Source organism: Alishewanella aestuarii B11 (assembly GCF_000280055.1).
Lineage (GTDB): Bacteria > Pseudomonadota > Gammaproteobacteria > Enterobacterales > Alteromonadaceae > Alishewanella > Alishewanella aestuarii.
This window is the reverse complement of the sequence record NZ_ALAB01000029.1, coordinates 27,160-41,189: the sequence shown is the minus strand read 5'-3', so window position 1 is coordinate 41,189 and position 14,030 is coordinate 27,160. Positions and strand designations below refer to the sequence as shown.

Here is a 14,030-nt window from a genome sequence, read left to right as displayed (position 1 = left end):
CTATAAGCCGCGAACAAAAACTGGTAAAGGCAAGGATACCAAGGCCTTTTGCCACAAGCTGACAAGTTTGTTAAAGCTTGGCTCATCACTTAACGTGCTAAGCTGAGTCTTAAGTACAAAGCTTATATATGGGGAGTTAAGAATGATGTTGCTATGGTTAATTCCAATCAGCTTACTTGTAGTGGGCTTATACATCCTTTGCCGCAAGCACCTGAAAAACAGCTAAACACAAAACTAAACACCTAACTGGATGTCGGTACGGGCTGTCTATGCTTGGCAAAACTTGGCAAGCAGGCATAAATACTCTTCGTCTTTCAAGATGTTCGGGTGTTGGCTGCGCTCCAGTTCACGGCCCGCCTAAGTGCATCTTGAAATCTATTGCGTAAATTACTTTTAGGGAGACTCTATGAGAGATGCTATTGCCAAAGCTTTACCCCCAGCCATCATAATATCCAGCATGTTGTTTTTTGTGTTGCTTTCTAAAAACGCTACTGACACGACCAGCAGTTTAACCTGGTTATTATATGGCACGTTGATGAATCCAATCCTCATAATTGGTCAAGCCGCTTACTTTCGTTATCACGCCAAAACCAAACAGCATAGTATTTTATACGCCATTGTTTATACGTTGTTTTTTGTACCATACACTGTTTTATCCTGGCTCTGCTGGCGCCGTTAAGGCGTATTTCACCGCCATACACTGCACCAACGCCCCATGGTTAATTTGTTAAGCCGAAATAAGCGCAAAACAGCTCCAAACTAACAAGTTTGTTAACCCGCTACGCCTCGAAGATATTTTTTACACTGCCGTTATCCATTAAACCGCAGGAGAGGCTGATGAACAGAACCGCTTATCAACAATGGGAGATGACCAGAGTATTCGAGCTGGCTTTCAATGATATCGCTAAGGCGGCTGCTGAGGTGGGTATTGATGCCAAGGCATTATTGGCTCAATTACCGCCATATTCTGTTCGTTTAACGGGTAATCAGGTGCCAGTGCTGGAAAAGCGTTATCGCGGCACCTGCTCCGTCACTTATTATTTTAATCAAAATCCTGCAGGTGAGCCTTGGCCATTTTTTCGTTTCCATACCTTCAAAGACGGTGGCGTAACCACAGACTTCAATGGCTGCCGCTGGTTGAAGGCAAATCGCGCAGTATTGGAACGTACAAGTCAGGTAGCGCAAATGGCTTCTGAGCCAATAATACTTGAGGCTGCAACCCCGCGTGATTCATCAATTACATTGCCTCAATTCATGGCAGAAGATAAAAGTCGTGCTGAGTATTTTGCTTTGCTACAAAAGGGGTTCCGTTATGCGCCTTCTATAGGGCCTGAGCATCCATATATAAAATCCAAGCTAGCAGGCTATGCCAATCAGCAGTTACTCCGCAGGATTATGCTGCGAAATTTTCGTGGCAAACTGCTGGTGCCTTTAGAGCGCATTAATGGTGAGCATACCGGTTTTCAACTGATCATGCCTGATCGAGTAACAGATAACAAAAGGATCCATGTCGCCTATCCAGGAGCCATGCGCGGCAGTTTTGTTAAAATTTCGGCTGTATCCGGGCTGCGGTATTTTCCAATCATGTTTTGCGAAGGTATTTTTACTGCGCTGAGTTTAGCGCTGGTATGGCCGGGTGAAATACGAGCCGTCTTAAGTTGCCATAACTACACCGGATGCCGGGATCATTTAAACGAGCACGTTTACTTTGCTCATGATAGTGATCTGTATAAGCCGCAAATTGGCAATGTAGGCCTGCAGCATGCCAAAGCCGCTTCGCGGCAGGGTGATATTTTTATAACACCGCAATTCTTACCCATGCACCAAGCTCAAAAACCAACCGACTTCAACGACATGCTGCAGCTTTATGGTGTGAGCTCGTTGCAACAAACCATAGAGCAGGCAATGGTTGAACAATCTGCACTGTCTGGCTGACAAGTTTGTCAGCGGCACCTTTTACAACTCGTACTGGCAACATATCAAAAAAAGGAATGCAGAATGAATGATAAATTTGATCCACACCATGTCGACCTCGGGCCTTATGAAAAGGATTACTCTGAGCAAGGCTTTTGGGAAAAGGTCAGTCACTATTTCCATAAAATCGGTAAAGACGCGCTGCTGTCAGCGTTAACGCTCTACTATGCTGCCAAAGATCCCATTACACCTGATTGGGTGCGAGTATTTCTGTACTCAGCACTGGGTTATTTCATCTCTCCAATTGATGTTGTCCCCGACTTTATTCCGCTGGTGGGGTATAGCGATGATTTGATCATATTGTCAGGAATCTTGTTGTCACTTACAGCATACGTTTCTACAGAGCACGAAGAAGAAGCTGCTGAAAAAGTCATTTCAGTTTTTAACTCGCGCTAATGCACATCGTGGCGATTATCAAAAGGTAGTAAAAATGAACTTGTGTTTAGCCGAAACTTTATGTAAAACAACAATCAAAATGGATTTGCAGTTGGCTGTAATGGACGTTGAAAATAGTTTAATACCTACCTTTCATCTTCAGAGTTCTACCATGCTGTTTGGCTTGGTGACCACACTCCAATGTTTTTTCGCCAGAAATAAATAAAAATCAATTTCTAACAATTACTTATACTGCGAGGTGCTTGTGATTTATTCCTACCTGTTTGAGGCTAAATCGATACAAGCTTACCTGTTTCAATCGGGTAAGTTAAAAGACGTGATTGCCGCCAGTGAGCGGTTAGATCGCATGGTCGATACCACTGAAAGCAGCTTGGTCGGTCAGGTTCTGCGCGCATTGTCATTAACGCACGATCTAACCAATCCAGCAGCAAACCTCGGCGATGTGGATATTAGCTTTTTGCGGTGCAAAGGCGGTGCCCTGTATGCTGGTGCCACGAATAAAGATCATCTGGTGCAATTTCGCCAGTTGTGGACACTCACTATCCAGCAGCTTTTCCCCAGTTTAGTGTTTACCGATGCACTTTGCAGCGGTGAAACCTTAGGCCAGGCCATTGAACAGGGTCATAAGTTATTGGCGCAAGACCGTAATCTGCCGCAGATCACTCTTCCTTATGGCAGTGCCTACAGCGCCAGAGAGCAGCGCTCCGGAAAGGTTGCCGTGCCAGTTTCAAGCTTTGCCAAAAAAGCGGGCGTAGACAGCGCGGAGATGAAAGGGCTCGACGCCGATACACAGCTGCACCGTCAGGCCTATGGGTTGTTTGAACTAAAAACAGTCTCCAACCTACAAGATCGCTTTACTCCCGAAAGCTTGCGGCCTCGCCATTACCCAGTCAATTTAGACAAAGACTTCGAGTTTGATGGTACCAAAGACATTGCACTGATCCACATCGATGGCAATGGCCTTGGCTTGTTACTACGCCAGTTAAAAAGCGCCATGCAAGGCAAGTCCGACAGCGATTACCGCCAAGCTTTCCGCCAATTTTCTGATACTGTGAACAAAGCCACCGAGCTGGCAGCTCAGGACGCCACTGCCTGGTTGGCTGAGCAGTTTCCGGATGCAACCCATACTTTGCCGATGCGCCCCTTAGTATTGGGCGGTGACGATGTCACCTTACTTTGTCACGCCAAGTATGCGCTTCGCTATGCCGAAACTTTCTGCCGGGCCTTTAAACAGCACGCCGATAAAGAGCTGAGGGCGTTAAGTCGTGATTATCAGCTGTCCGTCAAACTGACCGCAAGCGGCGGTGTGTTATTCCATAAAGCCGGGCATCCTTTTGTGCAAAGTCACCACCTGGTGGAATCCTTGTGTGCCAAAGCCAAACAGCTGACTAAGTCCTGCGTACCGGCAGGGCAAACCGGCCCGGCTGCGCTGGCTTGTTACCGTGTTAGCCAGGTTATCTTAACGGACTTAGAGCAAGCCGCTCAGCAAGCGCACCGTTATCCGCTGCAACAAGGGGGCACAATCAACCTGATTGAGATGGCTTACCTGGTCGACGAAAAAGAGGGTGGTGTTAGCTGGCAGCAGCTGCGACAGCTGATTGCATTGTGCGATAAAGCCAAAGGCACCGATGCCAAAGGCTTTACTTTATCGCGTTGGCGCAAAATGGCATCTGAGCTGGCAGCCGGTGATTTCGTCGAGGCCAAGCGTATCTTTGAACGTGGGTTGGAGTTCTTGAAAAAAGGTAACAAAGCCGCTGAGTCCGAATTTATCGAGGCGCTGGCCAATTTGGGTCTGCAGCAAAAGCGTTGGTACCGAGAAACCCGCGAAGGCTATGCAGCGCCCTTAGTCGATTTACTGAACCTGGCGCATTTTGAAGAGGAAATCAGCAGCTGGCAGCACAACAATGGAGAGGTGTTATGAACATCCGTTTATCGTGGAACTTTTTAACCGACTGGCAAAGCGCCGGCGGCCAGGAAGCAGGCGCTTACGCCGACCAATTGTGCATTAAAGACAGCCACCAACTGCCTTACTTGCCTGGCAAAAGCATTAAAGGTTTGCTGCGCGACGCCTTCAGCACGGCCATGCACAATCAATGGTTTGCAGATATGCCTACCAACCTGCTGGCCTTGTTGTTTGGCGATGAAGGGCGTAATGGGCTGGAAAGTCAGGGGGTATTGCAGTTTAGTAATGCGCATTTACCCGCTGCTGAGCGAGCTTACCTGGCGCAGCAACCAGGTTTAAGCCGCCATTTATTCAGGGTGCTACATGCCACCGCCATTAATCCGGATACCGGCGTGGCGCAAAACAGCAGCTTGCGGGCCATTGAAGTGGCCGTGCCAATGCAGCTGGTTAGCGACATCAGCATCAACAGCCATCATCCACACCTGGCGGCGATCCCCGATTGGCAGCAACGGCTTCCTGCCTGCATCGAAGCGGTTTTACCCCTTATCGATGCGGCCGGCTCGAAAAAGCAGCGCGGCTTAGGCCTGGTGGAAGTCAACCGGCTTGCAGGAGACTAATATGAAACGATTTTTTCAGGTAACACTGAACGACGCCGTAGTCCTGAGCTATCAGGCCGGCTCCAGCCACAATCATCTCTGTTTGGATTACATTCCGGGCACCACCTTGCTGGGCGCGCTGGCGGCGCAATTTTACAGCCAACAGCAAAACAATGATCAGGCAGCCTTGGCAATGGAGTTATTTCACAACGGCAGCGTGCGCTTTGGGCCTTGCTATCCGGTTGCGTCATCCTTGCTTAGCTTACCGGTGCCAGCCAGCTGGTATGGCATCAAAGGCCAGCCCGTGGTTAGTCAAAAAGACGGCCAAGCCGAGCTTTGCACCCAGCATGTTAGTAACCAGGCCAGTGCAGATTTTCGCCGTGACGAACTGCTGCAGTATCAGCAATGCCGTGATGGTTTTGTCACCCCTGAGGGCGCATTGGCGGATGTGAAACAACTCTGGTTTACAAAAACGGCTATTGATGAAACCACTGGCAAAGCCAAAAACAGCCAGCTGTTTAACTATGCGGCTTTAGAAGCCGGCCAGGTGTTTATCGGTTGGATAGATTGCAGCGACCAGCACTGGCAACAGCTAGCGCCGATGCTGCAAGGCCAACACCGAATTGGCCGCAGCAAAGGATCTGAGTTTGGCCGCATTAGTATCATGCTGTTACCTGAGGCCGTCGAACCAGCTCCTGAGTGTGCTGGCCGCCAGCTAACCCTCTGGTGTGTGAGTGATCTGCAGGTGCTGGATGCGCAAGGGCAGCCCAGTTACACCCCAAAGCTGAACGAATTACTGCCAGATGCAGGCTTACCAGCGGTTAGCCTGCAGCCAGAGTTAAGCTTTGTGCGTACCCGGCAACAAAGCCTGTTCAACCAAAAAAGAGCCGGTGCCGACAGCGAGCAGCTGTTTATTCGAAAAGGCTCTGTATTGGTTTATCGGCTGGAGCAGCCATTAAGCGCTCACCAATTGCAGCAGCTTAGTCAGGGCGTTGGCATCAACCAGCAACAGGGGCTGGGCTGGGTGCGGGTCAACCCAAGCTGGGCCATGCAAAGCACCCTGACAGGTACACTCGATTCCCTGCGAATTGCGCCACTTGCCGCGACCAATGCACAGGCCGATAAAGCGCCGGCAACCGCTTTTATCCGCTGGTTGCACGCCAAGGCTGGCAGCAATGCCGTGGCCGGGCAAAACAATGAGCAGGCGTTGCAACTGGTACGCGAGCTGTTGCAGGGCTATCTGGTTGCAAGGCGTTACAGTGGTATCTTGCATGCACAGACCTATGGGCCCAACCGCACCCAATGGCAGCGTGTAGCAACCCTGCTAAAAGAACAAGACTCCAACTGGCGCGACACCACCTTTGGCACCGGCAGCGGTAATAAAGCGCACCACATCGCGAAAGCTGAAAACGATCCTTATGGCTGGGGCATCAGCTGGGATAATGGCGAGCGCTTTATTAGCTATGCCAGTTATTGTCAGGCAGTGTTTGCCAATAAAGACGATGCTGCCGTATTACGGGCGCTGGAATTGCTCGGCCGTTACGACGTATCCAATTACGCTGCTCTGAAAAAAGCATGCGAAGCCTTTAAAATCATGTTGGAGGTGGCTCATGACTAAGGTTCATCTAACCCGTTTGGTGCTGGAAACCACCAGCCCCATGGTAATTAGCTCAGGTGAGCGCGAAACCGGCTTTGATAATGCCCTAGCCCGCGATGCTAACGGTTTGCCTTACATTCCGGCCACCGCCATCGCCGGTGTCTGGCGCTCACTTGCCACCCAGCTGGATGCAGCAATGGCAGAGCGCTGGTTTGGCTCTTTACAACAGCGTTCCTTGCTACGCTTGCAACCAGGCTTTTTACACAACTCGGCCAATAAGCCGGTGATGGGTTTGCAAGATCCCGTGGCTTTAAGGGCTGAGCCGCTATTTACGCGCTTGCTGCAGCCTTCGCCGCATCATCGGGATCGGGTTGCCATTAATGACCGCGGTGTGGCCAAAGACACGGCGAAATTCGAACAAATCATGTTACCTGCTGGCCTGCGCTTTAGCACCTCCATTCAATGGACATTGACTGATGCAGCCGACAGCGAGGCATTACTGGCACAGTGGGACCAATTACTGCAGTTGTGGGCAGATCGCCGAATGGCTTTTGGTGCCAGTACCCGCAATGGACTGGGGCAAATCAAATTGGTTGGGTTGCAGGAGCAACTGTTTGATTTAGCCCAAGGCCCGTCGGCGGCAAAAGCCTTGCAACTCGCTGCGCGGGCTGTGCCGACCACGCTTTCGAAAACCCTGGCTGCGGCTTCCACGGCCTTGGTCGCTGATATTCCTCTGCAAGCGCTGGATAACTGGCGTTGCGGCTCAGGATCTGTTCTGCTTGGCAAAGCACCCAAAAGTGGCAGTGTTGCGCTGATAAGTTACAGCGAACCCCGTGTGGAATGGCAGCAGCATCAAGCCAGGTGGCAAACTAAGAGCCCAGTGCTTTGTGGCAGCAGCATCAAAGGTATTTTGGCGCACAGATTGGCGTTCCACTATCGTCGCCATGCAGGTATTTTTGCCGAGCAGATGGCAGAAGAAAGCCATGCCAGCTGGCAGAAGCGCCCGGATGCGCTCGATACCTTATTGGGCTTGGTAGGCGAAAACCATGAAGATGCCCGCGCCGGCTTGCTGTATGTAGATGACAGCAGCATTGACGTAAAGGCCGAAGATACTGTGCTGCGAACGCACAATACCATCGACCGTTTTACCGGTGGCGTGATGCAAGGTGCCCTGTTTACTGAAGAGTTGCTGTACCGTCCTAAATTTTGCGTTCGTTTGTGGCTGCGCAAAACCGATAGCCTGGACGCAACATTAAAAGCGGCCTTGGCCGATACCTTACGTGATCTGACCGAAGGGCTATTGCCTATGGGGGCAGGCAGCGGACGTGGCAGCAGTCTGGTCGCATTGGATAGCAGCCGAGAACTCTTTATTCATCCCGAATTTCAGACCGCACAGCAGGAGAAAATTGCATGACTCTGCCCGCTTACCAAACACTGGCCAGTGACGAAAACAGGGCCATCATCGGTGCAAAATTACCGGCGTTAAAAGCCGGCGATCTGCAAATCCAAAGCGAGCGCCTGCCATACAGTGCGCTGCAGGCCAAAGTGCAGCCTTTTTTAGCCGGCCAAGGCTGGGTAATGTGCCGTGGTGAAGTGCTGCGCCAAACCGAACTGCCTGCCGAGCACGATTTGCTGGAAGCCGAGTATTGCCTGGGCGAACAATCGTTGCATATTCGTTTGGAGCAGCCAGGTCTGTACCGCTGTACCTTATTTACTGCAAAGCCAGAAGGCACACTGTTGTACCGTGACCAACTGGTTCACAGCCGCGAAGGCGGTAAGCAGGTACTCTGTTACCGATTGTGGTGGCAGCTGGGAACTACGGCACCAGACGAGGGGCGTTACCGCCCACTGGCTCAACAATTTCTTGGGTTTTCAACGCTTTCTGCTGCGGAGGATTTATGATCCATACTCCATATCATTTTGTTCCCCTGTCGGATTGGGTGTATATGCCTGATTGGGCGCACCTGGTCAGTCACGATGTGCCATTTGCAGACGGTTACTCCGGCAGCATTGAATACACTTTAACTAATGCCACCCCATTATGTGTTGGCGCAGAGCAGCAAGCGGCGGATGGTAAGCCAACCCAGGTGTTATGGGCGCGGGATCCCAAAGGCAACCCGGTGATCCCGGGTTCCAGCATTAAAGGTATGCTGCGTAGTGTGCTGGAAATTGCCAGCTTTGGAAAATTTCAAACTGTTGATAATCAGCACTTTTCGTATCGGGATATTTCGAGTTCTGACACAGTATATGCAAAAGAGCTGCACGAAACAGAAGTGGTGGCCTACTGGGTTAAATACGACGAAAAACAGCAAGTATGGCAGTTTCGAAAATCGCAATGGTTGCCAGTATTTAACGACGACCTGACTAAGTTTACCCAGCAGTCATTTAAAAATGATCCTGGCGTTACGGTCAAACAAAAATACCAAAAGTGGCCATTGGCCAGTAAAGCCATCCCCTTTACGCCGGGCAATCGTACGATGATGGGTACCCGGGGTAAGCCCGTGACCGTAGCCTGTGCTTCCAGTCTCGGGCAAGGCGACCTTATGGGGTATCCGGTGTTCACAGGCTTTCGTCCAGGCAAAAAAGAAGTTCGTGATGGGCGGCTAGGTTTCAACTACTTATTTCACAGTTCTGACGATACTGCACAGGTTTTTGAGCATGGCACCAAGTTGGTCAATCGGCTGTTTGAAAACCACAACGAAGAGCTGGTGCAGTACTTTAAACAGAACCCGCATCCTGAGTTAGGTATTCCGGTATTTGCCAGAAAAACCAAAAAAGGGGAGCTGATCGCACTGGGTTTTGCCAAAATGCCCCGCAAGCTTTACGAAAAATCGGTGCATGAGCTCGTGCTGGCTCGACAAAAGCTCGCACAGTCGCAGCACATCTTTGACATGGCCGAATTAATCTTTGGCACCTTACGTGAATTTGGTTTTTCATTAAAAAGCCGGGTGGCGTTTTCGGATGCTGTATGCCGTCAGAAAACGGCACTGAGTTTCTCTAAGCCTGTGATTCTAAGTCAGCCTAAAGCCAGCTTTTTAGCCGCCTATCTGGAGCAGGAACCCGCAAGCACGCTGCTAACAACCTACCAATCGCAGGCTCGGCTGAAGGGGTGGAAGCGTTACCCAGTGAAACCAGAAATGGATACCGATATCCCGGCCGATCTGCAGAACAAAGTAAACGTGCAGTCGCAACTCGAATTGATGGCACCCAAAGCCGAGTTTAGCGGCAAGCTGGTGTTCCATAATTTAAAAAAAGAAGAGTTGGCAGCTTTGATTTGGGCGTTACAGCTACCTGCCGATTCTGAGCTTGCATACCACAGCCTTGGTCATGGCAAACCCTTAGGCGCAGGAGCTGTCCGTTTTCATCAGCTGCAGCTGCAAGGTCGTGGCAATCAGAGTCAGCCTTTGCCGAGTGTGGATGAGCTTATTGCCCTCTTTACTGAGCACATGGACCAAGCATACCCAAGCGATGAGCACAGTTGGCGCGTATCTCCTCAGATCACGCACCTGTTGGCTATGGCAGATTTAAAAAACAATGCCGGAAAAAACCTGAGTTACATGGCACTGGCCGATTACAAAAACTGCCGTGGATTGCCCGATTTTAAAAAGCAAGATCAGGTGTTGTCCAGAAAGTCGCCGGCCATGGCTACGCAACCCAAGGCTTTTGCAGCCGGGCGTTTGGCCGATTTAATCAAAGCTGTAGGAGGAGAAAGCGAACTGGCGGTTTCCGAGAAACTGTTATTGCAGCAGCGACAGGAGCAAGAAGCGCAAGCGCAACTGGCTAATGCATCCGAAGCTGGCCGCCTCTTCATGGAATTAAAAGCGAAAATGGAGGGGAGTGAGTTGCAAAAAGATTTAATGAAGCAAAATCCCCTGTTTCCAGACTTGGAAAAGTCGATGCGCCTTTTTATCGATGAAGGTGGAGAGGATATGCTGGCCAAAGAGTTGGTGTTGCTGGTTCGCAATACAGCTAAGTGTAATTACCTGAATCTCAGCCTAAAGAAAAAGGAAAATAAACAAAAGCTCAACGAACGCAATGCACTTATAAATGCGCTGGCGGCAAAATACGGGATAACCTGAACGTGACCTTGTTTCAGCAGGCATTGGCTAATTTTCAGCTACTACACCTCACAATCACCCTGCAATTGCAGGGTGATTGTAGCCTGCCTGCCTATAAGGGTTCGATGTGGCATGGTTGGTTTGGGCATGCGTTAAAACAGGTTAGCGAGCCGGCATTTAACGCGCTCTACCTGCAATACGATCATGAGCAACCCAAACCCTATGCTATAGAGCCCGGCTTTGATCAAAAAACCGAATGGCGTGCCGGTGAGCTAATTCAGTTTAACTTGCGCTTATTTGGTGCAGCCAGTGATTTAGGGCCTATAGTGCATAAAGCCATACTCGCTGGCGAACGCTTAGGCTTAGGGCCTGCGCGCACGGCAGTAAAGTTAGTAGCCTTTAACGCAATCGGGCCGCAGGGGCTGCTGGCGCCTTATCAAACTTGCTCACTTAGCGCGTATTTAGCTAAGCCTTTCGCCACAGCTAGTGCGCAAACCTTAATATTAAATACGCCGCTTAGGCTAAAACAGCAGGGCAAGGTATTACATAATCCGCAGCAGCTTACGGCAAAGCTATTGGCTGCACAGGCCAGAAGACGCTTAATGCAGCTGTATAAATACTGGGTATCAGAAGAGCCAGAGCAGTTAGAGGCGATAAGCCAGTTGCCGCTTGACCTTGGGCAGAGCCAGCTTAGTAACAGTCTGTACTTTGAAGACTGGCAACGGTTCTCGTTAAAACAGCAGGAGTTTATTCCACTGGGTGGTTTTAAAGGAGTGATCACCATTAGCCGTTGCAGCCCGGGTTTGTCTCAGTGGTTAAAAATCGGTGAGCAGCTACAGCTGGGTGGCAAAACCACCTTTGGTTTAGGCAGCTATCAACTGGTACCGGCAATAAATAATAGCTAAGGTTATAACGCCTTAAGCTATACAAGCTAAAGCCTTTTGGCTAATATAGTTTTGCTCTTTAATAATATGCAGATTTGTATAAAAATTAGCCAAATCACTGATTAAAAAGTAATCAGTGATTTTCTGTTGGAACTAATTGTTTTTTAAAATAAAAAAATCATGTTAGAGTCCAACAGCTGCCCCGACATAACAGGGGATTAAGACAACGGTTGTTAACGCTTTCACAGCACCTGCTTGATGTCCAACAGCTGCCCCGACATAACAGGGGATTAAGACTTACTGACGCTGTATCAAAGAATGTAGCAGCATGGTCCAACAGCTGCCCCGACATAACAGGGGATTAAGACATTTCTTGATACATACGAAGTTCTTCCTCTGTGTCCAACAGCTGCCCCGACATAACAGGGGATTAAGACAATAAACATTGAGCAAATCGCTCAGTAATAAAGTCCAACAGCTGCCCCGACATAACAGGGGATTAAGACTGTGGGACCGGGTAAACCCAGTTGCCTGAATATGTCCAACAGCTGCCCCGACATAACAGGGGATTAAGACATGATAGGACAATAAGTCCTAATACTTGCTCATCGGTCCAACAGCTGCCCCGACATAACAGGGGATTAAGACCTTTAAGAGGCGCTGCCAATCCAAGTCCGCGCGTCCAACAGCTGCCCCGACCACACTGCAGGAGCAAGTGTGGAACCGCTTTAGCGGGCCCCGTAGGGGTGAGCCACAGGATGTGGCGAATACTTCACAGGGGATTAAGACTCGCATTCCGGATCTACTGAGCCCCAAAACGCGTCCAACAGCTGCCCCGACCACACTGCAGGAGCGCGTGTGGAACCGCTTTAGCGGGTCCCGCAGGGGTGAGCCACAGGATGTGGCGAATACTTCACAGGGGATTAAGACTCAATCGAGTTTACATACCCAACACCAAAGCCGGTCCAACAGCTGCCCCGACCACACTGCAGGAGCAAGTGTGGAACCGCTTTAGCGGGCCCCGTAGGGGTGAGCCACAGGATGTGGCGAATACTTTACAGGGGATTAAGACAAACTATTTCGCGAAGTGTCGTTCGATGGATTGGTCCAACAGCTGCCCCGACATAACAGGGGATTAAGACTCAATCGAGTTTACATACCCAACACCAAAGCCGGTCCAACAGCTGCCCCGACCACACTGCAGGAGCACGTGTGGAACCGCGTTAGCGGGCCCCGCAGGGGTGAGCCACAGGACGTGGCGAATACTTCACAGGGGATTAAGACGGTCAATCATGTTTCGAAAAACGCCCCGTTGGGGTCCAACAGCTGCCCCGACCACACTGCAGGAGCACGTGTGGAACCGCTTGAGCGGATTCTGCAGGGAGAGCCATAGAATGTGGTGGTTGGTTTGCCTATTAAGCCCACATGCTGGCTTACGGCTCTTGGTGGCTGTTAAGGATAACTGCGCTTACGAGGTAAAGTTTATAAGGAAATAAAATACGATGAGCATAGGGCAATACTTATTAATAAGTGTGTTAACTTGGGTAGCGGTGGGGTATTTAGGCTACAGATTTTTAATAAAACCCAAGCTTAAATCATATGGTAAAGAATAAAGCCGTATTTGCCTAACGCCTTGCCAATTTGCCGGCGCGAAGATTGGTAGCGCCATAAATCAGCGGGAGCAGATTAATTTAGCCATTATGCGTTTCGTCGCGTGCAGGGCTAGCTGCCAAACCCGCTGCAATATACTGCAAAGCCAAATCTTCCTGGCTTAATTGCAGTTGCTCTGCCTGTTGGCGCAACTGTACTAATAGTGGGTTTTCTGGCTCGGTCATTAATACCACGGTATGCCAGCGGTTGTTGGTACATTTGCGTAAGCCGTTGGCAATAAAGCACTCGTCCAGGCTGTCAAAATTTGAAATATCCTTTATTTCCGGATGCATATGATCAACGCTCTGGCTGAGTAAGCGCTTGATATACAATTCTGTTGAGATCTGATGGTATTGTGCGATGCGATCCAGATACTCCGGCGTCATCACATCGTCGCTAAAAGTGATTTGATAAGTTCTGCTCATTTCGTTTCCTCGTGCTGTGGGTTAGGGGAGGCACATGCTTCCTCGCAGGATAAATCTGCTTGCCTGATAGCGTTCCAGGCAGCGCGATGTACCCAAAAAATCACTATTAAGGTGATTGCGGTGCTTAGCCAAAAAAACCACTGCCAAAACAAATCGCTATTGCTCACGGGCTGTAAACTCCTTGAAATCGTTGTAAAGAAGGCGGGCAAATGCCAGTAATACCAGCACGGTAACGGCGAGGTATGGCCAGTTTAGTCCATCGGTAGAGGCTTTCGCCAGGGCATAAAAGTGCACAACTATGAGCAAAGCTGTTGCATGTTTAGCCGCTTCTATACTGACCTTGGGCATCTTTAACCGGTGGGCCATGACCACGGTTAAGGCCATGGCGATAACCGATACAGTGCAGAGCAGCATAAAGTAGTCGTCGCTTTTCAATCCACCGGCCGAAGGCAGTAAGGCCAAGAGTTGCAATACCTGCCAATTGTTCTTAAATGCAAACTGCCCTCGAGTGAGTTTGTTTTTTGTCATGGTTGCTAATCCAGTTAAG

Annotated in this window: 12 protein-coding genes and 1 CRISPR repeat array; of the genes, 10 read left to right on the top strand and 2 right to left on the bottom strand. The window is 49.9% G+C overall.

What is annotated here, in order from left to right; all coding sequences use genetic code 11:
• Window positions 1-406: 406 nt before the first annotated feature.
• The 10 genes from AEST_RS12590 (at window position 407) to cas6 (ending at window position 11,429) form a co-directional block, all read left to right on the top strand.
• Window positions 407-679, top strand: a complete 273-nt coding sequence (locus tag AEST_RS12590; RefSeq protein WP_008609504.1) for a hypothetical protein — start codon at window positions 407-409, stop codon at window positions 677-679.
• 158 nt (window positions 680-837) lie between these two features.
• Window positions 838-1,935, top strand: coding sequence for a primase/helicase family protein (locus AEST_RS12585; protein ID WP_008609503.1), 1,098 nt, complete (start codon window positions 838-840; stop codon window positions 1,933-1,935).
• 63 nt (window positions 1,936-1,998) lie between these two features.
• Window positions 1,999-2,370 (top strand): YkvA family protein, encoded by a 372-nt coding sequence (locus tag AEST_RS12580; protein WP_008609502.1) that lies wholly within the window; start codon window positions 1,999-2,001, stop codon window positions 2,368-2,370.
• A 244-nt stretch (window positions 2,371-2,614) separates the two neighbouring features.
• Window positions 2,615-4,291 carry a Cas10/Cmr2 second palm domain-containing protein gene (locus AEST_RS12575; RefSeq protein ID WP_008609500.1) on the top strand — a complete coding sequence of 559 codons (1,677 nt, stop codon included), beginning with the start codon at window positions 2,615-2,617 and terminating at the stop codon, window positions 4,289-4,291.
• Complete coding sequence (locus AEST_RS12570; RefSeq protein ID WP_008609499.1) at window positions 4,288-4,890, top strand: RAMP superfamily CRISPR-associated protein; 603 nt, start codon at window positions 4,288-4,290, stop codon at window positions 4,888-4,890. Before AEST_RS12575 ends, AEST_RS12570 begins: the two co-directional genes overlap by 4 nt.
• 1 nt (window position 4,891) lies before the next feature.
• Complete coding sequence (locus AEST_RS12565; protein WP_008609498.1) at window positions 4,892-6,487, top strand: hypothetical protein; 1,596 nt, start codon at window positions 4,892-4,894, stop codon at window positions 6,485-6,487.
• A complete protein-coding gene (locus AEST_RS12560) occupies window positions 6,480-7,880 on the top strand; it encodes an RAMP superfamily CRISPR-associated protein (protein WP_008609497.1) in 1,401 nt (466 codons plus the stop codon). The genes AEST_RS12565 and AEST_RS12560 overlap by 8 nt, the downstream gene beginning before the upstream one ends.
• On the top strand, window positions 7,877-8,368 hold the full coding sequence (locus AEST_RS12555; RefSeq protein WP_008609496.1) for a hypothetical protein: 492 nt from the start codon (window positions 7,877-7,879) through the stop codon (window positions 8,366-8,368). Before AEST_RS12560 ends, AEST_RS12555 begins: the two co-directional genes overlap by 4 nt.
• Complete coding sequence (locus AEST_RS12550; RefSeq protein WP_039925499.1) at window positions 8,365-10,545, top strand: TIGR03986 family type III CRISPR-associated RAMP protein; 2,181 nt, start codon at window positions 8,365-8,367, stop codon at window positions 10,543-10,545. Before AEST_RS12555 ends, AEST_RS12550 begins: the two co-directional genes overlap by 4 nt.
• A 2-nt stretch (window positions 10,546-10,547) precedes the next feature.
• A complete protein-coding gene (gene cas6 / locus AEST_RS12545; protein ID WP_008609494.1) occupies window positions 10,548-11,429 on the top strand; it encodes a CRISPR system precrRNA processing endoribonuclease RAMP protein Cas6 in 882 nt (293 codons plus the stop codon).
• Window positions 11,430-11,596: 167 nt separating this feature from the next.
• Window positions 11,597-12,056: a CRISPR direct-repeat array (repeat unit 37 nt; unit sequence GTCCAACAGCTGCCCCGACATAACAGGGGATTAAGAC).
• Window positions 12,057-13,099: 1,043 nt separating this feature from the next.
• On the opposite strand, the gene AEST_RS12540 is transcribed toward cas6, so the two are convergent.
• Both AEST_RS12540 and AEST_RS12535 read right to left on the bottom strand, forming a co-directional pair.
• Window positions 13,100-13,483 carry a hypothetical protein gene (locus tag AEST_RS12540; protein WP_008609493.1) on the bottom strand — a complete coding sequence of 128 codons (384 nt, stop codon included), beginning with the start codon at window positions 13,481-13,483 and terminating at the stop codon, window positions 13,100-13,102.
• A gap of 156 nt (window positions 13,484-13,639) precedes the next feature.
• A complete protein-coding gene (locus tag AEST_RS12535) occupies window positions 13,640-14,011 on the bottom strand; it encodes a hypothetical protein (protein ID WP_039925498.1) in 372 nt (123 codons plus the stop codon).
• Window positions 14,012-14,030: the final 19 nt, after the last annotated feature.

Bases quoted from the DNA above. Each gene is read 5' to 3' on its own strand.
- AEST_RS12580 (WP_008609502.1), top strand. From the start codon at position 1,999: ATGAATGATAAATTTGATCCACACCATGTCGACCTCGGGCCTTATGAA.
- AEST_RS12550 (WP_039925499.1), top strand. From the start codon at position 8,365: ATGATCCATACTCCATATCATTTTGTTCCCCTGTCGGATTGGGTGTAT.
- AEST_RS12535 (WP_039925498.1), bottom strand. From the start codon at position 14,011: ATGACAAAAAACAAACTCACTCGAGGGCAGTTTGCATTTAAGAACAAT.
- AEST_RS12590 (WP_008609504.1), top strand. From the start codon at position 407: ATGAGAGATGCTATTGCCAAAGCTTTACCCCCAGCCATCATAATATCC.
- AEST_RS12540 (WP_008609493.1), bottom strand. From the start codon at position 13,483: ATGAGCAGAACTTATCAAATCACTTTTAGCGACGATGTGATGACGCCG.
- AEST_RS12560 (WP_008609497.1), top strand. From the start codon at position 6,480: ATGACTAAGGTTCATCTAACCCGTTTGGTGCTGGAAACCACCAGCCCC.
- AEST_RS12565 (WP_008609498.1), top strand. From the start codon at position 4,892: ATGAAACGATTTTTTCAGGTAACACTGAACGACGCCGTAGTCCTGAGC.
- AEST_RS12585 (WP_008609503.1), top strand. From the start codon at position 838: ATGAACAGAACCGCTTATCAACAATGGGAGATGACCAGAGTATTCGAG.
- AEST_RS12555 (WP_008609496.1), top strand. From the start codon at position 7,877: ATGACTCTGCCCGCTTACCAAACACTGGCCAGTGACGAAAACAGGGCC.
- AEST_RS12570 (WP_008609499.1), top strand. From the start codon at position 4,288: ATGAACATCCGTTTATCGTGGAACTTTTTAACCGACTGGCAAAGCGCC.